General features: G+C 55.2%; 18 protein-coding genes. 9 read left to right on the top strand and 9 right to left on the bottom strand.

Going from position 1 to position 21,115, the window contains the following annotated elements; translation table 11 throughout:
- Nucleotides 1–30 precede the first annotated feature (30 nt).
- The 7 genes from FLS37_RS12195 (at nucleotide 31) to FLS37_RS12165 (ending at nucleotide 9,713) form a co-directional block, all read left to right on the top strand.
- A complete protein-coding gene (locus FLS37_RS12195; RefSeq protein ID WP_157670223.1) occupies nucleotides 31–2,034 on the top strand; it encodes a methyl-accepting chemotaxis protein in 2,004 nt (667 codons plus the stop codon).
- A 131-nt stretch (nucleotides 2,035–2,165) separates the two neighbouring features.
- The gene (locus FLS37_RS12190; RefSeq protein WP_308418763.1) at nucleotides 2,166–3,491 is read left to right on the top strand and encodes a D-amino acid dehydrogenase; all 1,326 of its coding nucleotides are present in this window, start codon (nucleotides 2,166–2,168) and stop codon (nucleotides 3,489–3,491) included.
- 234 nt (nucleotides 3,492–3,725) lie between these two features.
- The gene (locus FLS37_RS12185) at nucleotides 3,726–5,759 is read left to right on the top strand and encodes a BCCT family transporter (protein ID WP_157670221.1); all 2,034 of its coding nucleotides are present in this window, start codon (nucleotides 3,726–3,728) and stop codon (nucleotides 5,757–5,759) included.
- 127 nt (nucleotides 5,760–5,886) lie between these two features.
- Nucleotides 5,887–6,888, top strand: a complete 1,002-nt coding sequence (gene hemB / locus FLS37_RS12180; RefSeq protein ID WP_157670220.1) for a porphobilinogen synthase — start codon at nucleotides 5,887–5,889, stop codon at nucleotides 6,886–6,888.
- A gap of 1 nt (nucleotide 6,889) precedes the next feature.
- The gene (locus FLS37_RS12175) at nucleotides 6,890–7,348 is read left to right on the top strand and encodes a hypothetical protein (RefSeq protein WP_157670219.1); all 459 of its coding nucleotides are present in this window, start codon (nucleotides 6,890–6,892) and stop codon (nucleotides 7,346–7,348) included.
- Between the two features lie 341 nt (nucleotides 7,349–7,689).
- Nucleotides 7,690–8,361 (top strand): methyltransferase, encoded by a 672-nt coding sequence (locus FLS37_RS12170; RefSeq protein WP_157670218.1) that lies wholly within the window; start codon nucleotides 7,690–7,692, stop codon nucleotides 8,359–8,361.
- Nucleotides 8,362–8,621: 260 nt separating this feature from the next.
- Nucleotides 8,622–9,713 carry a carbohydrate-binding protein gene (locus tag FLS37_RS12165; protein ID WP_157670217.1) on the top strand — a complete coding sequence of 364 codons (1,092 nt, stop codon included), beginning with the start codon at nucleotides 8,622–8,624 and terminating at the stop codon, nucleotides 9,711–9,713.
- A 197-nt stretch (nucleotides 9,714–9,910) separates the two neighbouring features.
- Here FLS37_RS12165 and FLS37_RS12160 read toward each other — a convergent pair whose 3' ends face one another.
- The 4 genes from FLS37_RS12160 to FLS37_RS12145 all read right to left on the bottom strand — a co-directional run bounded on the left by FLS37_RS12160 (nucleotide 9,911) and on the right by FLS37_RS12145 (nucleotide 14,090).
- A complete protein-coding gene (locus FLS37_RS12160) occupies nucleotides 9,911–11,260 on the bottom strand; it encodes an MATE family efflux transporter (protein ID WP_157670216.1) in 1,350 nt (449 codons plus the stop codon).
- 152 nt (nucleotides 11,261–11,412) lie between these two features.
- Nucleotides 11,413–12,282 (bottom strand): AraC family transcriptional regulator, encoded by an 870-nt coding sequence (locus tag FLS37_RS12155; RefSeq protein WP_157670215.1) that lies wholly within the window; start codon nucleotides 12,280–12,282, stop codon nucleotides 11,413–11,415.
- 79 nt (nucleotides 12,283–12,361) lie between these two features.
- A complete protein-coding gene (locus FLS37_RS12150; RefSeq protein ID WP_157670214.1) occupies nucleotides 12,362–12,985 on the bottom strand; it encodes a hypothetical protein in 624 nt (207 codons plus the stop codon).
- A 145-nt stretch (nucleotides 12,986–13,130) separates the two neighbouring features.
- A complete protein-coding gene (locus FLS37_RS12145; protein WP_157670213.1) occupies nucleotides 13,131–14,090 on the bottom strand; it encodes a LemA family protein in 960 nt (319 codons plus the stop codon).
- Between the two features lie 410 nt (nucleotides 14,091–14,500).
- On the opposite strand from FLS37_RS12145, the gene FLS37_RS12140 reads away from it, so the two are divergent.
- A complete protein-coding gene (locus FLS37_RS12140; protein WP_157670212.1) occupies nucleotides 14,501–15,274 on the top strand; it encodes an ABC transporter substrate-binding protein in 774 nt (257 codons plus the stop codon).
- Here the strand turns inward: FLS37_RS12140 and FLS37_RS12135 are convergent.
- The gene (locus FLS37_RS12135; protein WP_198314607.1) at nucleotides 15,243–15,758 is read right to left on the bottom strand and encodes a cupin domain-containing protein; all 516 of its coding nucleotides are present in this window, start codon (nucleotides 15,756–15,758) and stop codon (nucleotides 15,243–15,245) included. The two genes, FLS37_RS12140 and FLS37_RS12135, sit on opposite strands and share 32 nt — an antisense overlap.
- Before the next feature lie 405 nt (nucleotides 15,759–16,163).
- Entirely contained in the window at nucleotides 16,164–16,898 is a 735-nt protein-coding gene (locus FLS37_RS12130; protein ID WP_157670211.1) for a glycoside hydrolase family 18 protein, read from the bottom strand.
- 198 nt (nucleotides 16,899–17,096) lie between these two features.
- Here FLS37_RS12130 and FLS37_RS12125 point away from each other — a divergent pair, with 198 nt between their 5' ends.
- Nucleotides 17,097–17,435, top strand: a complete 339-nt coding sequence (locus tag FLS37_RS12125) for a zinc ribbon domain-containing protein YjdM (protein ID WP_157670210.1) — start codon at nucleotides 17,097–17,099, stop codon at nucleotides 17,433–17,435.
- A 39-nt stretch (nucleotides 17,436–17,474) separates the two neighbouring features.
- On the opposite strand, the gene FLS37_RS12120 is transcribed toward FLS37_RS12125, so the two are convergent.
- The 3 genes from FLS37_RS12120 to FLS37_RS12110 form a co-directional block, all read right to left on the bottom strand.
- Nucleotides 17,475–17,699 carry a hypothetical protein gene (locus tag FLS37_RS12120; protein WP_157670209.1) on the bottom strand — a complete coding sequence of 75 codons (225 nt, stop codon included), beginning with the start codon at nucleotides 17,697–17,699 and terminating at the stop codon, nucleotides 17,475–17,477.
- 346 nt (nucleotides 17,700–18,045) lie between these two features.
- A complete protein-coding gene (locus FLS37_RS12115) occupies nucleotides 18,046–18,642 on the bottom strand; it encodes a YitT family protein (RefSeq protein ID WP_157670208.1) in 597 nt (198 codons plus the stop codon).
- A gap of 98 nt (nucleotides 18,643–18,740) precedes the next feature.
- Nucleotides 18,741–21,008: a HAMP domain-containing sensor histidine kinase gene (locus FLS37_RS12110; protein ID WP_157670207.1), complete on the bottom strand. Its 2,268-nt coding sequence runs from the start codon at nucleotides 21,006–21,008 to the stop codon at nucleotides 18,741–18,743.
- Nucleotides 21,009–21,115: the final 107 nt, after the last annotated feature.

Genomic DNA, 21,115 nt, shown 5'->3' with positions numbered 1-21,115 from the left:
TTCATACATTAAATTCGTGGATTACTGATTATGCACATCCTTTTTGCTCCTGCAATTGCTTTGGTAGCCAAACTCAGATTTGCCCAAAAATTTGTCCTGATTGCACTCATTCTGGCCATCCCCAGTTTTTACATGCTGGGACGCATCATTAGTAATTTCAATGAAAATATCGAATTCATCGAACGCGAAGGCGCCGGGCTGCAGGTGGCAATCACGGTGCGTAGCGTCATTGATCTTAGCCAGCAGCACCGGGGCCTTACAAGCTCTTACTTGCAAGGCAAGACCGATTTTGCTGCGGCAATCGAACAAAACGAAGAAAAACTGCGTAATCAGCTGAGCAGCACCGACGCCCTGTTCACCCAAAGCAGCAATCAAACCCTGCAAAAGCAATGGCAGGCGATCAGCCCACAAGTCGCACAACTAGCCAGCAGCTGGAAAAGCGCTACCCCGACAGCCAATTTTGCCAGCCACACCAAAACAATAGACTTGCTGCTCGGGTTTATGGAAGCTATTTCGCATGAATCAGGGCTGGCGCTGGATTCCGAAGTCGACAGCTATTATCTGCAAGCCATTTTTTTCAATGACTTATTACCAGTTGGCGAAACTGTCGCCAAGGCACGCGGTTTGGGTGCACGGCTTGCCAGTGCGGGTTCGGCCACGGCTGCCGAGCAATTGCAAATGGGCACTCTGGCGGCAATGATCGGAATTACGCCAAGTAATATCGAGAAAAAAATAGCGCACACCAGCAATCTGGGCGCAATCGAGAATGCCAAAAAACTGAATCAGGCACTCGCCGCACAACAAAACTATCTGCAACAGTCTTTTGCCAATGACACGGTCACCGTCGATCCTGCGGCACATTTTGCCCAGTTGAGCCAGACCATTACCCAGATCAATCAGCTATCTGACCAGATTCTGGGCGATGTTGGCCGCTCTCTTGAGCTGCGTGCCACAGAAATACGCCAGAACCGGCTGATTGCGCTGGGGATTTCCGGTGCCATGCTCTTGCTCGGCAGCTATTTATTAACCGGTGCTTTTTTGTCGATCATCCAGTCGGTCAAGCAATTACGCCAGGGGGCCGAGCGATTTGCACAGGGTGATCTAAGCCAGCTGGTACAGCTTAACGTCAGCGACGAGCTGGCCGATGTCAGCGAGAGCTTTAACAGCATGGCCAGTGGTTTGAAAAACATCATTGCGCAAATCCGCAGCAATGCCGGCGCAGTCTCCACATCGGCAGCGCAATTGAACCGCAATACCGAATCGGTTGTGCAAGCCTCGCGCACGCAAGCCAATGCCTCGGGAGAAATGGCAGCGGCCATGGAGGAGATGAGCGTCAGCATTGCTTCGGTATCCGAGCATGCAGGCTCATCCGAGGAGCAGGCGCGTTCGGCGCAAAACGAAGTCGACCAGGGCCAGAAAATCATGCAGGCGGTGCTGGGTGAAATTACCGAGCTGGCCAGCGATCTGGAAACATTGGGCGGCAATGTGGACAGCATGAAAAAGCATTCGGTTGAAATCGGCAAAATTGTTCAGGTGATCAAGGAAATTGCCGAGCAGACCAATCTGCTCGCGCTCAATGCCGCCATTGAAGCGGCGCGGGCTGGCGAGCAAGGTCGCGGCTTTGCCGTGGTCGCCGATGAAGTACGCAAACTGTCCGAGCGCACTTCGTCATCCACCGGAGAAATCCACCAGCTGGTTGCCACCATCCAGAAAGACACCGAAGCGGCCGCCATCGGCATGGACAGGGCGCGCAAGGAAATGGATCGCGGTAGTCAGCGTGTTGGCGAGGCCAACGATGCACTGGCGCATATCCGCGATAGCAGCCACGCCGAACTCAATGCCGTAGCCGAAATCAGCAGCGCCATGTCCGAACAAAAAGCCGCCTCGCATCTGGTAGCGCAAAGTGTCGAGCGCATTGCGCGCATGGCCGAAGACATTAGCCATAGCGCCGATCAGAATGCCTCACTGTCGAGCCAATTGCAGGATAGCGCAGCACAGCTGGAACGCCTAGTGAGCCAGTTCAAGCTGAGCTAAACCATCACCGTAAAATACACTACAAGGTATATTCATGTAGACCATGTTCAATAATGCCTTCATGAATATACCCCATGAGAATGATTCAAGCCGCTCTACAGCAGCCTGTCACTGGCTAATGGTTTCTCCGCATCGCGCCCGCTGCAGCAGGCATCTATGCTCTTGGTATCAATCCGAGGGTGGCAAGCATGCAGATCATCATCATTGGTGCGGGGGTCGTGGGCGTCACAAGCGCTTATTACCTGCAACGCGCCGGACATCAAGTCACAGTGCTGGAACACCATCCAGCTGCAGCACAGGAAACCAGTTTTGCCAATGCCGGGCAAATTTCGCCGGGCTACGCCGCGCCGTGGGCTGCGCCGGGCGTGCCGCTCAAAGCGATCAAATGGCTGGCGCAAACACACGGCCCGCTACGTGTTCGCCCCAGCGCCGATGCGTTTCAGTGGGAGTGGATGGCCAAAATGCTGGCCAATTGCACGGTGCAAGCCTATCAGCGCAATAAAAACCGCATGGTGCCGCTAGCAGAATACAGCCGCGACCAGCTCAAACTGCTGCGCGCCCAAACCGGGATTCAGTACGAAGGACGCACGCTGGGGACTTTGCAGATTTTCCGCAAAGCCGCACAGCTGGACAATGGCCGCCGAGACGCCGACTTGCTCGCCAAAATGGGCGTCGCACATGAATTGCTCGATCGCGACGGCATTATCAAGGCCGAACCCGCACTGGCACATAGGGCAGCACAGCTGGTCGGCGCACTGCGCCTGCCCAACGATGAAACCGGCGATTGCCAGCTCTTTACCCGCCAACTGGCCAGCATGGCCGAACAGGCCGGTGCCATCTTTCGCTACGGCGTCGATGTGCTGGGTTTGCCGGTAAAAAATGGCCAGATTACTGGCGTACAGCTCTCTGGCGAAACGCTGCATGCCGATCAGATTGTGCTGGCTGCCGGATGCGCATCACGGCAACTGGGCCAATTGTTGGGGCTCGATTTGCCGGTTTATCCGGTCAAAGGGTATTCGATCACCGTGCCACTGGCGCCGACCGGGACAACAGCGGCCGAAGTCGCTCCGCGCTCGACGGTGATGGATGAAACCTACAAAATCGCCCTCACGCGCTTTGATCAGCGCTTGCGGGTGGGCGGCATGGCCGAAGTCGCCGGTTACGACAAGGTGATCGACCCCAAACGGGTTGCGACGCTGAAAATGGTCGCCAATGATTTGTTTCCGCACGCCGGAGACTTGACTCAGGCTACGCCGTGGACAGGCTTAAGGCCAATGACCCCCGACGGCACCCCCATCATCGGCGCTACCCGCATCCGCAATCTGTGGCTGAACACCGGCCACGGCACGCTGGGCTGGACAATGGCCTGCGGCTCGGCACGCGTACTCACCGACCTGATCAATGGTGATCGCCCCGAAATCGACACCAGCGCACTGGGTCTGGCGCGCTACGGCTAATCAGCAGTATGTGCCGCAATCGGTCAGAGCAAGACGGCAGCATAAGTTCACCGAAGCAAGCGGGGATATTCACACTTGGTATTTGTCAGGTAGCAAGCACATGGGCAAGGCCGATACAGTGATACTTTCTGTGCAGACCTTCTTTAACCGCGGTCTGCTGTTCTTTTGATCGAGCTCCTCGCCTATTGCTATCTCAAACCCTGATCCAGAGGAGCTCCTTAAGTGGAGCTCAATATGAACAACACTACCTCGCCACGGCCTACTTTCCCACGGCACACCTTCAATCTGCCGGTGCTCATCCCCAGCCTGATCACGATTGGCCTGCTGATCGCCCTGACTACGCTGGCCCCGCAAGCAGCTGAAAGCCAGCTACTGATCATCCAGAACTGGATTACCGTCCATTTTTCCTGGTTTTACACGCTGGCGGTGTCCGGCTTTTTTATTTTCCTGATTGGCTTGGCCATCAGTGACTTTGGCAAAATCCGCCTGGGTGCCGATGATGCCGAGCCAGAATTTAGCCTGACCTCCTGGCTTGCCATGTTGTTTGCCGCCGGGATGGGCATTGGCCTGATGTACTACGGCGTTGGCGAACCCTTGATGCACTATGTATCGCCCCCGCTGGCACAAGGGCAGACGCTGGCAGCCGCCCGCGAAGCCATGAGCAGCACGTTCCTGCACTGGGGCTTTAATGCCTGGGCGATTTACGGGCTGGTGGGTCTGGTGCTGGCCTATTTCGGTTTTCGCTACAATTTGCCACTGTCGCTACGCTCGGGTCTATACCCGATATTGCGCGAGCGCATTCATGGACCGATTGGCCATACCATCGATGTCTTTGCGCTGTGCTGCACCTTGTTTGGCCTTGCTCCCTCTGTCGGGCTAGGCTCGGCGCAGCTGGCAGCCGGTCTGCATCAGCTCACCGGCTGGAATACCACCGGGCTGGCTCTCCAGCTGGGGCTGATTGCCACCGTCATTGTGCTGGCTGGCATCTCGGCGGCCACGGGTCTGGGCAAAGGCGTTCGCCGCCTTTCCGAGCTAAATTTGCTGCTGGCGGTCTCGCTGCTGCTGTTTGTGCTGTTTACCGGCCCGACGCTCTTTTTGCTTGGCGCATTTGGCGACAATCTAGGGCATTACCTTAATCAGTTTATCAATCTGACCTTCCGCAGCTTTACCTACGCGCCCAGCAGCACCGCGGGCTGGTTTAGCGGCTGGACCATCCTGTACTGGGCGTGGTGGATTTCATGGTCGCCCTTTGTGGGCCTATTTATCGCCCGCATTTCGCGCGGCCGCACCATCCGTGAATTCATCACCGGCGTGATTATCATCCCGAGCATCTTCACCTTCCTGTGGATGACCGTCTTTGGCAATACCGTGATCTGGCTGGATATGAATATTGCCCACGGCGCGCTGGCGGCCACGGCAGGGAATGTGGACGCCTTGCTGTTCAAGTTTTTTGACTATCTGCCATTTTCCAGCATCGCTTCGATCATTTCCATGCTGCTAATCCTGGTGTTTTTTGTCACTTCGGCCGATTCGGGCGCGCTGATGCTTGATACTTTATCGTCACGCGATCCGGAGCACTCGCCAGTGTGGCAGCGTCTGTTCTGGGCTGTTTTGCTCGGCCTGACGGCCGCGACGCTGCTGAGTGCAGGCGGGCAAAAAGCCCTGATGACGATGACGCTGATCGCCGCGCTGCCATTTACCATGGTGATGATTCTGCTGGCCTTTTCGCTCTGGCGCGGTCTGCTGGCCGATCAGCGCCATTCACAGCAGAAATTCACCCCGGCCAGCACCTTCTGGACAGGCCAGCACTGGAAACAAAGACTGGAGCAGATTCTGCATCAACCTAGCCAGGACGATGTGGCACGCTTTATTCGCGAGACGGTCAAACCGGCACTCGACGAAGTCGCACTGGAAATGCAGCAACGCGGCTGCAAAGCCACCGTCACCACGCTCGATGATGGCGCCATTGCGCTGTGCGTACCGCAGCCGAATTTGCGCGACTTTATCTATGGTGTACGCGCCCAAGCCCGCCCGGTGGCCAGCTTTGCGCTGCGCGATGCCAATCTGCCCGCCAGCGAACGTCAGCACACCTTCGAGCCCGTCACTTTCTTTGCCGATGGCCGCCGTGGTTATGACATTGAATACCTGCGCACCGAAGAGCTGATTGCCGATGTGCTCAAGCAATACGAGAGGTATCTATCGCTAAGCCACAGCCAGAATACTCATCTGATCAATACCACCCCAGAGCATAGCCAGGGTCTCGCATAATCAGCAGCCATACACTGGCCTTTTTGCGCCGAAACGCGCTGAAATCGGAGTAAAATCAGCCTATCTTTTTCAACCGCGCGGCCCTGCTCCACAAGAGCAGCGGCCCAGCACTGCCACGGGATGTCTCATGCACACCAATCGCCCTTTCCCAACGACCCGCCTGCGCCGCATGCGCCGTGACGATTTTTCCCGCCGCCTGATGCGTGAAAAAATGCTCACCGCCAGCGATCTGATCCTGCCCGTGTTTGTGCTCGACGGCTGTAATCGGGTCGAAGACATCGCCTCGATGCCGGGCGTGCAGCGCATGAGTATGGACAAACTATTTAGCGTGGCCGAAGAAGCGCTCAAGCTCGGCATCCCCGCCTTGGCGCTGTTTCCCGTAATCGAGCCGCAACTCAAAACGCTCGATGCACGCGAAGCGTGGAATCAGCGCGGCCTGGTGCCGCGCACCGTCGAAGCTCTTAAAATGCGTTTTCCTGAGCTGGGCATCATCACCGACGTCGCGCTCGACCCGTACACGACGCACGGGCAGGACGGCATTATTGATGACAGTGGCTATGTGCTGAACGACGAAACCATCGCCGCGCTGGTCAAGCAAGCCGCCAGCCACGCCGCTGCGGGTGCGGATATTGTCGCGCCATCGGACATGATGGATGGCCGCGTAGCCGCCATTCGCGCTGCGCTCGATCGCGACAATCACATCCACACCCGCATCCTCGCCTACTCGGCCAAATACGCCAGCGCCTTCTACGGCCCATTCCGCGACGCGGTGGGCTCGGCGGGCAATCTGGGTAAAGGCAATAAATATACTTACCAGATGGACCCGGCCAATAGCAATGAAGCGCTGCACGAAGTGGCCTTAGATCTGGCCGAGGGTGCCGATATGGTGATGGTGAAACCGGGAATGCCCTATCTGGATATCGTCCGCCGAGTGAAGGATGAGTTTTCCGCGCCGACTTTCGTCTATCAAGTCTCGGGTGAATACGCGATGCTCAAAGCCGCGTCGCAAAACGGCTGGCTAAACGAAGAAGCCGTCGTGATGGAAAGCCTGCTCGCGTTCAAACGAGCCGGTGCCGATGCGATTTTGACTTACTACGCGATTGAAGCGGCGAAGTGGCTGGCGAAGTAATATGCCCTTCACCATCGACTACTCATTAACCGGAACTGGCTGGGCAGAATGCATCATTTCCTCCAAAGACTACAAATGTGAAATTTCAGCTTCATATTTATCGGATGCTTTAGGAAGTCTTGTTGTCTCTGCTATTGCCATCCTTTCTGGTGCACAAACCATTTCCATTGGTTTCGACGAAGAGCCAGGCGAGTATCGTTGGTGCATTAAGTTAATTGATGCAGACAAAATACAGCTAACGATTTTGGGCTTCACTCAGCTTTGGGGCTTACTTCCAGACAGCGAAGGCGATCAATTATTTAGCACTGAATTGACCACAATCGAGTTCGGTATTGCTATCCGCGATGCGGCGCAGAACATATTTAACAAACACGGCGTAGTTGGATACAAAGAACGATGGTCGGCACACGACTTCCCAAGTGAGCAATTATCCCTACTCAATCACTTGATTGCCCTTTAGCAAGAAAATCAATCTCTGCCGTAGAGTGGGACGAGCGCAGTTCAGTAGATAATGCCTCCGAATTCGCTTCGCTCTTTCGGAGCTACAAGGTGTCGCCCCTCTACGGCGGCCATTTTCAAATGGGTATATGGCTATGCAATATACAAATAGCACTCTCCAGCAATATACCCATTGCAAAATATTCACTCCATCAGCCTACACCCGCAAAGTGTTACCATGACACTATCTTCCATCCACGCTCCTGCCCGCCGACCATTCTAATCGCCCTCTCAGCTCGCTAGCCCTTTAGCGCCTTGGCAGATCGATGAGCGTCCAACGCCCGCATTTGCACCCAAGGCTCTATGTCTACCCCCACACTTGGCTATGCCATCAAACACCAGCACGTTGCCGTTGCCGGTGGTGCCGACCTGCATATTCGCTCCTTACTTGATAAGCAGCAGTTTTATGATCCACTCGGCGTTGCCGAGGCTGCAGGGATTTCGGAGGCTTGCTGGTCGCTGTTTGGTCAGGTCTGGCCTTCGGCGCAAAAAATGGCCGATTTGATGCAAGATTTTGCTTTTGGCGAGCGGCGCATTTTGGAAATCGGCTGCGGCTTGGCGCTGGCAAGTATGGTCATTCATCGCCGCGCTGGCGATATTACCGCCAGCGATTGCCACCCGCTGACCGAAGCTTTCCTCGCTGAAAATAGCTTGCTCAACGCCATGCCGACGCTGAAATACGCGACGGGTAACTGGGGTCGCGCCAACCCTGATTTGGGTGTTTTTGATCTGATTATCGGCAGCGACGTGCTGTACGAGCGCGATCAGCCGCTGGCGCTGGCCCAATTTATCGAACTGCACGCGGCACCGGTGTGCGAAGTGCTGATTATCGACCCCAATCGTGGCAATCGCAGCGCGTTTAACCGGCAAATGCACGAACGCGGCTTTGTGCTGAGTGAAGCTCTGATTACAGCGCCGCTCAACGACGGTAGCGCCTATCGGGGTCGGCTACTGCGCTATCAACGCAATATATAGCTCGATGCAGCGGTCTAGACCCACCCATACACTACACGGGTATATTTCTAAAAATCATCATAATAATGATAACTATGAATATACCCCTCATTAAAAATGGGAACCTAGCCAACCTGAAAAGCCAGTGTCCACCAGATCACAAACTCACTGACTACAGCTTGACTTTGGCAAATGACTTGATGATATTGATCTCGGCTGCACAGCAGCTATTCCGGCACCCATAGCCGGAAAATATCAAACATAATCAAGGATGGAAGACCATGAACATCAAGCTTTTAGCGCTTAGCCTGGGTGGCGCACTGCTGGCGCAAGCCAGCCTGGCCTGCTCGCCACCACCGCAAATGACGCCACCGCCACTACCTGCCGGTCTGGATGGCCGCCTGCCAGTCACTTACCCGGATAAAGACCCGAATTTTCCCTACATTCCACCAGTCAGCAACGGCCAATGCCCGGTGCAACTTGAGCGCTACAGCAATCAGGCCAGCTTACCGGGGCTGAATGATGCCGAAACGGATCGCGTTTATGGCGCGGCCAATCCGCTCACGCCAGTCTGGGATGCGGGCAAAGTCTACAATACTGGCGATCTGGCCAGCCTGGACGGCATCACTTACATTGCCAAATGGTGGACGCAAAACGAAAAACCCGGCCAGGCCTGGGGCGCCTGGGAAGTGCAAAATAGCGGCAGCCAGGCTGCTGGGCCGCAACCCTGGAGCAGCAGCAAAGCCTACAGTGGCGGCGAGCAAGCGGCATTCAATGGCCGGATCTACCAGGCCAAATGGTGGACACAGAATAATCCCCCCGATCAGGCTGGCAGCCCATGGGAAGACAAAGGGCCACTGCCTGTCAACAGCACCAGCCGCCCGCCGCAATTTAGCGCCAAGATCAACCGGCAAGCCGATGGCAGCTTGAAAGCCAGCTTTGTCAGCCCGCAAACGGTCTACCTGATTACCTTCACCGAAAAAGTGGGCGCAGCTTGCCGTACTGAAGTGCATGTCGATACCAGCTCTGCCGACTTGCCAACCCCCGTCACCATGCTGGAACGCTGGGAAGTACGGATCGACGGTAAAGTGGTCAGCAGCCTGCCGGGCCCGCAAGCCATCCGCACGCCCAGCGTGCTGCCCCCGGCACCACGCAATCTGCCAAGCAACCCGGACGGCAGCTGCAGCGTGGCTGAAGGCACGGTATTGAGCAAAACCACGCATCCAAACGGGATGATGTTTGTCGCCAATACCGAGATCAGCGCCAGCAACGCAGCAGGCAATTACGCCAGCGTATGGCTCTGCAACGGCAACGCATGCCGCCCAAGCACGCTACTGGCCAAATACCGCTTTGCCCAGCCAATCTGGCCATAAACGCTACGCATTGAGACCCTTGCCCGGTAACAAATACGGGCAAGGGTTTGACGTTGGCATCCGGCAGATAAGCTTTAGCCAGCCTACACATTATCTGCAGGCCTCGTAGCACTCGATAGCCAGGCTCCGTTGACACTTGAAATGCAGACTTCTTTTTGACCAATGGCCATAGCGCATCTGCGGTCAAACCTAGGTTTTCATACTCCCGCTGATTGTGTAATTTTTCTGATCCAGATGTATTTTCTGATTCGTGCCGTCGTCAGCACGGCCTTGCAGATGTCTTCCAGCATGACCAGGGCAAAGACCAAAGGCAGGCTGAGTTTGAGGATAAAGGCGCCGATCAGGGCGATCGGGATGCCAATGCCCCACTGGCCTATCATGTCGATTTTCAGCCCGGCGCCCACATCGCCACCGCTCCGTAACACACCGCTAATGCCAACGGCATTGATAGTTTTCACCCAGAAGGTAAAGACCATGATTATGTAGACCGCAGTGGCGATACCGGCTTTGTCGCCCGTCAGTTTGAACATCGTCAGAAAAATCGGCATGATCAGAATTAGCAGCACGCCCAGACCCAGCGAAGTGCATACACTGTATTTGAGGTATTTAAAGCCGTTTTCCTTGGCCTGGCGGAACTCGGATTGGCCCAGATAATTACCGAGTAAAATGCCGGTTGCCGTCGCCAACCCCTGTTCGACCGACGCGGCAATCGATTCTAGCGGCGTCAGCGAGGCCATCACCGCCAACGCTTCGGTGCCGATCCGGCCATAAATCACGCTATAGGTGAAAATCCCTAGCGCCCAGAGCAAACCATTGATCGTCGATGGAATCGAAATAGCCAGATAGCTTTTGAGCTCGACCTTGCTAATCGTCGGCAAATCGGCCAGGCGGGGCAGCAAATCTTTCACCTTGCGCGAAAAAATCAGCAGCATGATCAGTACCTCGATCACCGAGCTGATTACCGTCGCCCAAGCGGCGCCCAAAATGCCCAAAGCCGGCAATCCCAGATGGCCAAAAATCAGCACATAACTGATCACAATATTGAGCGCGACGCCAATCAGGCTGCAGTAGGTCGCCAGCGAAGCACGGCCCGACACCCTCAAGGCAATCCCCAGGCAGTTGCTGATCGCCAAAAAGACAAAAGCCAGCCCGAAAACGCGCAAATAACTGGCGGCGTTGCTAATCAGTGCCGGGTCGGTACTGGCCAGCGAGATCAGCCATTCAGGCGTTAACCCGAACAGAATCAGCATCGGTGCAAGCACCATCACGGCGGACGTCATCAGCCCCAGCCAGATCGATTTACGCAGGCCGCTGGTATTGTTTTCACCCCAATACTGGGCACCCAGTACGCTGCTGCCGCTGGCCAAGCCACCCATTGCCACCATGCCCACCATAATGGCCTTGCTGGCAATGCCGACCGAGGCCACAGCCACTATCCCCAGTGAAGAGGTCATCAGAATATCGGTAATATTGCGCGCCGATAGAAACAGGATCTGCATCGTAATCGGAATGGCAAGGCGATAAAAACGCAGTAATTCTGAACTCATGCTATCAATCTCCGGATTTGTCAGACGCTCCCCCACGGGGCTGCAATGCAGCGCGCTGGGGCTGCTGCCCATTACTGTGCCGATTGCTGGCGCAAGCGCCAATTGGCCGGGCATTGCTCGGCATATAGCGTGTGTGCAGTGGCTAATCAGGGTTAAGTTTTGTCGCTTTCGCGATTGAATCTGGCGCGAAATTCGCTGGGGGATAGTTGCTTGATGCGCTTGAATTGCCGGTTGAAGTGCGTCAGATGGGTGTAGCCAACGCGGTAGGCAATGACGGAAATGGCGTCCTGCCCTTCGATTAGCGCTTCGCAGGCACGGGCGATGCGCAGCTGGCTTAAATAATCGGACAAAGTCATGCGGGTGTGCTGCTTGAAACTGCGGCACAGGCTGTTGGCCGACAAATTGGCCAATTGCGCCAGCCGCGCCAGATCAAGCGGTTGATCGTAGTGATCGACTAAATATTGCGTGACGCGATTGAGCCGCAGCTCGCTGCGCGGTGGTGTTGGGCTGGAAAAAGTAGCCGCCGACAGCGGCGTTGGCGTGTCTTGCGCCAGCAGCTGCAGCACTTTAAACAGCAGCACCAGCCTGTTCATCATCGAGGCGTTCAGCATGTCTTCCATCAGTGGCTGCACTTGCGCCAGTGTCGCCGCCGAATACAGCAAGCCATGCTGCGCCTGCGCAAAGGCTTGCAGCAATGGGGTACACTCAGGACAAACCTGACACAGCTGTGCCAGCCATTCATGCGTAAACCAGATCACGCGGACTTCGATTTTCGCCTGCTCATTGAGCGCCGATACCGCCCAGGTATGCGGCAGATTCGGGCCGGTAAGTACTAGATCATGCCCGTGAACAGCCGCAATATGGTCGCCAATATAGCGCTGCCCTTTGGCATTGAGCACCAGCGACAATTCGTACTCGGGGTGATAATGCCAGTTGAATGGCAGGCTGCTTTGCTGATGGCGAGTGAAAAATGACCAAGACTCGCTGTGCGCCACACTCACGACTTCATAACTGGCTTTCATTGGATAGCAGGGCTTTGGCTATGGTTCTTGATGCGAGAACCAAATGGTTAAACATGATAGGGAACGAGAGCGCTGCGCTTCATCCTGCGCTGGTCATTACAGCCAATCCATACATGCAAGCAAGGACGAAAAGCAGGGATAACAATAAGAAAATCATCCGGGCAAAACTGGCATTGCTGTCTTTCGAACGATTTTTAGCAAGGCCATTCAGATCAAGCTTTAAAGGAATACCAAGCATATCTGCCAGCTGCTCGGCATACTTGATCGTTTCTTGTTCATTGGATGAACCACGAAAATAAAGCTCGTCATCCTTTAATTTAATCACTGCCGAATACTGGGTTGCGACTGTTTGCGTGCGCTCACTCAACTCCGTTTTGTGTGTTGTTGAAGCCATTCGAACCTGTACCGCTCGCATATTCCCATAAGAATAAAATGTCTTTTGCGGTGCAAACCATAAGCCATTCACACGTTTGAGTTGCTGGTTCTGATGGTCAAAGTAGCGGTAATCGACATAGCTTGCCAAATACACTCCCGCCATTGAAACCCCCAAGGCGAAAGTGTAAATGATGGCCTTTATCAACGGCTCCAACTGCACATTCGAATAGCCAGCAAAGCCAATCCACAGGCCAAAAAGCATGCAGATCAGCCCAGCAATCGCCTTCCAGAGGGTAATCCGGACATTAAAGAAGTCAATGGTCGGCATATCAGTGTTCCTTGCCCGAGGGCTGCGCATCTGCTAGGTACACCAATCGAATAAATACCGATTGGCTTGTCGTGGAAAATGCGGCTGACCCGCTCGAATTTGAATCCGGGATAGGAACTTGAACCTAACAGAATCCTTACCCGACTTAGTGCGTTTTTTCCGCTTCGGCCGGAATAGGCGGCAATTCTGGAATCGGTGGCAAGGCGCTGGTTTGCTCGGCTTCGATCAGGATTTTGAGTGCCTGCCAGTCGCTGCTGCCCATTTGCGATTTGCTGCAGACCAGAGTCTCATCACCAATTTGCCCTTCAGCGTGCAGGGCCAGCAAGGCGTCCCATTGCACCGGGCCTTGCGGTTTGCGCTCGGCGTCGAGGTAGAAATAGTCGACGACGGTAATTTCTTTGAGCTTGCTGCTGCCTTTATCAAGCAGCTGCTTGCCTGCTGACGCGGCCTGCTTGCCGATTTGCATACCTGCACCAGCAGCGCTTTTACCCAGCTGCAGCACTTTGCCGCTGGCGTTACCGATCAGTGCGTTCAGGCGCTCGGCGTCGTCGCCACCGATGGTCTTGAGCACACCCATGTCGTGGATTTCTTCGCCACCGCTAAATTCCAGATAAGGCGCCGATTTAAAGCCCAGCTGGCTGGAGATAAACACATGCGGAATCTTGCCGCGCTCGACGTTATACGCCTTGGTCACTGCATTGTATTGCTCGCGGTAGCCGTGCAATTGCGCCTCAACCTGCTGAATGCTGTCGATCAGGCGGTTGTATTGCTGATTGCTTTTCAGGTCGGGAAACTTCTGCGCCAGACCTGCCATGGTGTTCAAGGCTACGGTCGACTGGTGCACCATATTCTGGATCGACGTCAGGCTGCTGTCCTCAGACACTTTCAGCATCACCAGCTTTTCGCTGTCCTCATAGCTTTTGACCACGTCGATCAGCTGGTTGATCAGCGAAATCTGCTTTTTGGCCACCACGCCAATATTTGACCAGGCTTCTTTGACATTCTCGGCGCTGCGGCGCAAGCCGTTATAGCACCATAGAGCCAGGCCACCCAGAATCAGCGCAACCCAGAACAAGAAACTGAACACATCAGAAATAAACTCCATACCACCCCCGCATAACACAGTGAATGAAAAACCCGAAAGCCGGGTGTAGCCGCCACGGAGCAGCCGCACTGCTTAACTTTTACAAGACTGACTATTTTATTTCATCGCCATGTCTTTGCCATTGAATGCGTGCAAGTGTTGCTTATAGGTAAAAACACGGATGCCACACAGCCAGCGTGCTAAGTCCGTCTTGGTTTGTACCGGGGGGCAGGGTTGGCGTGGTAACTCCTGCCAAGCCACAATTACCCTATACATGTATTGAGCCACAAGCCAATATTTATATAGCTCCTGTACAAATACCCATAAATAACAATCTTTACCAAGACCAGCGGGTCGGGCGGCTCAGGCTTGTGCTTTATTCCCTGACGGTGAATACTGCACTATCGCCTTCGCAAAAACGGAATTTCATCGTGTGGACGCGCCTTCAAGCCTGCCTTCGCGCCACTCGCGCGCTCAGGCTACCGCTGATCTTGCTGCCCCTGCTGCTGGCCACCCCGGCTCGAGCCGAAGATTTGCGCGCCTATACCGAGCGTTTTCCGCCTTTTAACTACCAGCAAGAAAATCAGCAAGCCAGCGGCATTTCATACGAGCTGCTGATGTTGATCGCCAGCAAAGCGCGCTTGCGTATTAAAACCGAATTCTTACCCTGGCCCAGGGCCGTAAATCAAAATAGCCACGACGCCAACAGTATTCTGTTTACCACCGTTCGCACGGCACCGCGGGAAAACAGCTATCTGTGGGTGGGGCCGGTAGACCCGTGCGATATTGCGCTGATCAGGCTGAAAAGCCGCAATGACATTCAGCTGGACACGCTGGCCGACGCCCACCCGTACAAGGTGGGCGTGCCGGCCTATGGGGCGGATATCGAGATTTTGCAGCGGAACAATTTTCCGGCCGAACAGCTGGAAAAAATCCCGTCCTCGGGCAGCATTACCAGAATGCTGTACGCCGGACGCTTTGATCTGGTTTCCGGCATCCTGCTGAGCCACGCGTACGAGGCCAAAACAGCCGGGCTCAATCCGGCCGAGATGACGGTGGCCTACACGCTGCAGCCGGGGCTGGGCTGCTATTTCGCCTTTAACCCCAAGGTTCGCCCCGATTTTTACCAACGATTTCTGCACGCCTACCAGGCGCTGGTGCAGGATGGCACACTTAGCCGCCTGCAGGCCAAGTACCTGCGCTAAAACCGCCCGCCGCTGGCGCAGCGCAATGAATCGCCAGCCAGAGCGCCCCTTCACTCACCCGGCGTACCGTGTGCGGGGTTTGCGCCGGGATCAGCAGATAGTCGCCCGCGTGCAGCGCAACATTTTGCCCGGCCACTTCCAGCGTGGCCTCCCCTTGCAGCAGTAGCACCCATTCATCCTGAGTCTGGATGTATTCCTGCTGCGCGATCCGCGCCGAGCTGATGATCCGCTCGATCAGCAGGCCCGCCTGCTGGTGCAGTGGCTCAAAGCGCTCGCCGTCCAGCGGCGGCAGCGCATCGGCAAACAGATTACCTACTTGCAAGCCAGCCGCCAAAGACGGATCGGCGGGCATTGCTCGAGCAGGCGGCGTATTGCTCAGTATGTCGAGCACCTTGCCCAAGCCTGCAGGCATCTCACTTTGCCCGGCGCGAATATCAAGCTGATAGCGCGAACTGGTTGGTGGTGTTTTGGGGCTATCGCTCATGACAAACTCCGATGTGTGGCAGTAAAAAATACGCAGCGCAGGTATCGCCGGATGCCCACGCTGTGCTTCTGGCTCAAAAACAGCACATGCAGCTAATCAGCCGTCCTTCGCTGTGCCGGGTTCAATCAATGACGGGCATCGAAGATAATCCAGATACTCGGGTTTAGCTGGTGCTGCGCCAGCATAATCCGGCTAATGATATTATTGGGGTATATCCCCATACATTTTATTTATTGATACCTACAGAGCAATACACTGACAGGTATGTGTGACGCCAGCAATTGCTTGGGTACTATCCTGCACCCAGCCAGCAGCCACATCAGGGAGATGTCCCCCATCGGGGGCATTCATTCTTTGACTGCAGATGGGCGCAGCGCGCGGCTCACTTGTCTTGCCAATTCGTCGTCACGGTTGTAGCGGTGCAATATGCCCGGCTTCCAGCGACCACGGACCGCTGTACTGATAGCTCATCACATTGATCCAGTCCACTGTGGCTGCGGTGGCCTTCCAGTCGTACTTCGGCAGATTGGCCGGATTAGCCTCCGCGGCCAGCGTCAACAGATAGGGTTTGCCAACGGCCTGCGCAGCCGCATCGAGCTTGCTGCGCAGCGTTTTGAACAATTTCAGGTAATTGTCCATATCGGCGCGCCGCCACAGATTGTCCGGGTGAACGGCAAAGCTTGGGAATTCCCAGTCGATATCCAGACCATCAAAACCGTGTGTGCGCATAAACGCAATGGCGCTGTCGGCAAAATGCTCGCGGCTTTGCACGCTTAAACCGGCATTGGAAAAATACTTCGACCCCTTACCGCCAATTGAAATCAGCGTTTTCAGCTGTGGATGCTGCTTTTTCAACTCGGCTAAACGGGCAAAATTAGCCAGATCGCCCCAGCCCTGACCATTGCGCCATTCACCGGGATCGGCCATCACCACCTCACCCACCTCATTGACGGCAGCAAAAGCAAAATTGAGGTGGGTGTAATGCTCGGCCTTGATTTTCAGCGGTGTGAAAAAGCCAAAAGTCGGGTACTGCCCCCAGGAAATGTAATAACCCACCACCTTGTACTGACTCGCCGCCAGCGTCGCCCCGCCCGCAGTTGCAAGCAGGATGGTAAGGCATAAGGCATTGATTTTTTTCACGATGAAGTCCACGGTAGATCGCAGGATTGCTGACACTAATTTAGAGCTAGCCCCAGGCCGATGGAATGTTTGATCCTATGCTGCAATTTGTCCGATTCTTGCAGTGCCGATCGCCAGGCGGCCTTGATACAAGGCAATCAGCCCCAGCGGGCGTGGGCGTATAATGCCGGCTTGTTAAACAGAAAATCAGGAATCGTCATGTCGAATTTGCCACCCTGTCCGGCCTGCAGCTCAGCTTTTGTCTACGAGGACACCGGATTGCTGATCTGCCCCGAATGCGCACATGAATGGACTCCGGGCGAGGGCGCAGCGGCCGAGGAAGTGCGGGTCTGGAAAGACGCCAATGGCAATGTGCTGCAAGACGGTGATTCGGTGACGGTGATCAAGGATTTGAAAGTGAAAGGCTCATCGCTGGTCGTCAAGGTGGGCACCAAGGTGAAAAACATCCGCCTGATCGACGGCGATCACGATATCGACTGCAAGATTGATGGCATTGGTGCAATGCAGCTAAAAACCGAGTTTGTGAAAAAAGCCTAGATTTTTAGTTGATAAAGACAGCGCCCGCCCAGCGCTGTCTTAATGCTTATGCTGACGAAAGCGAACGGCCGCGCCGCTCGCCTGGCTTAGATACATCAGCCCGATGTAAATTCCGGCAAAAATCAGCATCCATGCCACCGGCAACAACAGCAATAGCAGCGCCTGAAACGTCGTCGGCAACACGCCGCTTAACACGCCAAAAGCCAGCAGGCACAGCACGCCGGCCAGAATCGGCGTGACGCACATTTTCATTGATAACTGCATGATTTGATCTCCGGTTTTTTATGTCTTGTGATTGCAGTTAAGGACAGAAAAACCGGATCTCACAGCGCCGTTTATCCGCCGAGCAGCAGCACACGGCGATGTATCAGGGTATGGGCAAACAGCTTGATGCGCGACAGGTGTGCGCCCATATACCGTACGCTGGTATGGCTTATTGACGCGCGAAAACGAACTGACGAATGGTGAAATTCGGCTAGGCCGCCGCAAACCATGCTAAACCGGATCACGGGAAGTAATAGGTATATCGCTACAGATCAATTATTAATTAACCCACAGCAATATACCCCAATACAAATCAAAAAACTCAGCCCAAAGTAGCAAACGCGGATCACATCCCCATATAGCGGCCGGGGCGATGATTGATGGCAATCACCAGATTGAGCGCCAGCGCACCGGCCACCGAATAGAGCAATTGCTGCGTGCTCACCATCGCCGCGCCGCAGGCCAGAATGGCCAGATCAAAACCCAGCTGCACATGCCCGGCACGCCAGCCAAAACGTTGCTGCAGATACAGCGCCAGCACCGTTACGCCACCTAGGCTGGCCTTGTGCCGGATCAGCATCAGAATGCCGACACCAGCGAGCAGGCCGCCGATAATACTGGCAAACAACGGGTCCAGCCGGGCAAAGCCGATCCAGCGCGGCAGCAAATCGGCCAGCAGCGATAGCGCGGCAATGCAGGCAAAGGTTTTCAGCGTAAATTCACGCCCCAGCACGCGGTAGGCAAACAGGTAAAACGGCAGGCTAATGGCAAAGAAAATCAGCCCGTATGCCCAGTGCGTGGTGTAGTGCAGCAAAAAAGCCAGCCCGGTTACGCCGCCGGTCAGCAAACCGGCCTGCTTGAAAAACTGGATCGCCAGCGCCATCAGCAAAACGCCAGACAGCAGCCCCTGCGCGTCTTCCAGCCAGGTATGTCGTTTTGGCATATACCACCCCCTGGAAAAAGGCGCAGCTTAAAGAAAAAACCTGGGCATGGCTGTCGGGAGTTTCCGCAGCGGAGCTTAATGACCTGTGTTTATAGAACTTAGTGCGGCGCGACAACGCTGTGCGCAGGCTCCGGCCAGCTCATATAGATGTTCAAACCTTGGCCCGGCTCACTGTCGACGCGGATACTGCCGTACATTTGCTGGACCAGCAGTTGATAAACCCGCGTCATGCCCAGACCATTGCTGCCCTGACCAAAGCGCGAAGTAAAAAATGGATCAAAGATTTTTTTTACCATCGCCGCCGACATTCCGACACCGTCATCCTGATAATTCAGCTGAATATATCCGGCCTTGCGCGACCAGCTGAGCGTAATCCGGCCCTGTTCCCGCCCAATAAAAGCATGGGAAGCGGCATTTTCAAACAGCTGGGTGATAATCTGCGCCAGCGCAATCATCGGGAGGGCGGTTTCGATCACATCATCACCTTTCAGGATGATCTCGATCGGCCGGGAAGCAAATTGCTGGGCCAGCTCGTTAACCAGGCCGCGAATAAAATGCCCCAGATTGACGATTTGCCAGTGATCGGCCGATTGCTGTTTGGGTAAATCGCGAAAGCGCTCAATTAGCTCGACAATCCGGCCCAGATTGCGCACCAGCGTCTGGCTGGCTTCACGCTGTTGCCCCAGATAGGTCGCCAGCACCGATTTACCGAGTTTACCAGTTGCAAACTGCTGATCCAGAGCGGCCAGATTGGCCTCGATAATGCTGGCTGTCGTAATGCAGATGCCCGCAGGTGTATTGAGCTCGTGCGCCACCGCCGCCACCAGTGAGCCGAGTGCACTCACCCGTTCACCGCGCTCCAGCTCCAGCTTCATTTGCTGGCGCTCTTCGGCAGCAAGACGACGCTCGATCAGCTGCTGCAGCAAGCTGGCGCGAAAAACGTCGTCGCGCGTCCAGTTGTGATACTCCTCGGGCGTACCACTACTCAGCACCAGCAAGCCTCGTCGGCCAGCTTGCCGGATAGGCAGAAATAGCAAGGAGGGCCAAGGCAGACCGAGTAGACGGGCAAATTCTTCAGCCGACTCGTGCAGATTGGTCAGCGATAGGGGCAGTGGGGCTGTTAGCTCATTGAGCAGGCGGTAAGTTGTCGGAAATATCGCCTGCTCAATCAATTGCGCAGCGCGACCGCAGGCAGGCTCCTCAACGCCCAGCTCGCCGCCATCATGATACGGATTGGCAAACCACAGCCCTATCCAATCCACGTTAAGCAAAGGCTTGGCCCGAGCCAGCAAGGTCGGCAGCGCCATGTCACTCTGGTCTTCGTTGCCATCTTGGAATGACAGTGTTAACAACTGTTCCTGTGCATCCTGCTCGGATAAATCCAGAGCTTTCATATTCCGGTGCACCGGAACCAGGCTGCGTTTGAAATGTTCGGCGGACAAGCCGCGTTCGATATGCGCCCAGCGCAGCGCCTCGATCAGATTGCCCTGCACTTCGTAGGCATTAACCAGATCAACAGCATATTCAAGCTGGCGAGCCAGCGAATTGGTCTTTTCCGCCAGCGCATACGCCGCCTGCAGGCTTTCGATTTCTCCCACTCGGTTTTGCTGGACACGATACAGCTCGGCTTGCGAATCCAGGCTAACGCTTTCAAGCCAGAGATAGTGGTATTTTCGCGCCATCATGATGGCTTTATCCAGATTCTGTCCGGCCAGCTCCAGCTCGCCTAGCACCATTTCGACATGACCAATATGCCAGTACGACTCGGCAATGTATTCACGAACATGCCCACGCAGTGAATACTGCAGCCCTTCGCGAAAGTGCTGCAGTGCCTTTTCCCATAATCCAAACTGGATAATGTTGACGCCTAGGTTGATCGCGTATTTCGCTGCCAGATAATCGTCCCCCGATTGACGCACATTATCGGCTGCACCCAGCAAATAGCGGCGACCTTCGTCAGGATTTTTCAATTCGACATTGGCCTGGGAAAGGCCGATCTGCGCCTCGACTGCAGTCACATAATCGCCACTGATCTGAGCCAGCTCCAATGACTGCATCCACGCCTCGATGGCCAATTGATAGCGCCCATGCACCTGGGCAATACGGCCCCGCGCCTGCAGCAGGCGTGCACCTTGCGCCGTTAACCCCAGAAATTTGGCCTGGGCGATTCCGGCCTCGACTTCGGCAGCAATCAGATCGTTTTCGCCGCGTCGCTCATGGATCAGGTAGCGGATATAGCAGGCATCAAGCAGCAGATCGACTCGCCCGGCCTGCTCCGCATGCTCGGAAAAATTCACTGCCAGCTTAAAAGCCAATAGCGGGTGATCGCGAGAAATCCGGTCTATCCGGGCAAGTACGGGGTCCACAATGTTGTCCTTCGAGCTTCTTCGACGCCAGCCTCAATGCAGACGTTGATCGCTACATTATGGAACGGAATTTGGACTTTGCCGCCTCAATGCCGGACAGAGAGGGC

The organism is Chitinibacter sp. GC72, from assembly GCF_009760905.1.
In the GTDB taxonomy this organism is placed as follows: Bacteria; Pseudomonadota; Gammaproteobacteria; order Burkholderiales; family Chitinibacteraceae; genus Chitinibacter.
This window is presented reverse-complemented; position numbering and strand designations above follow the sequence as displayed.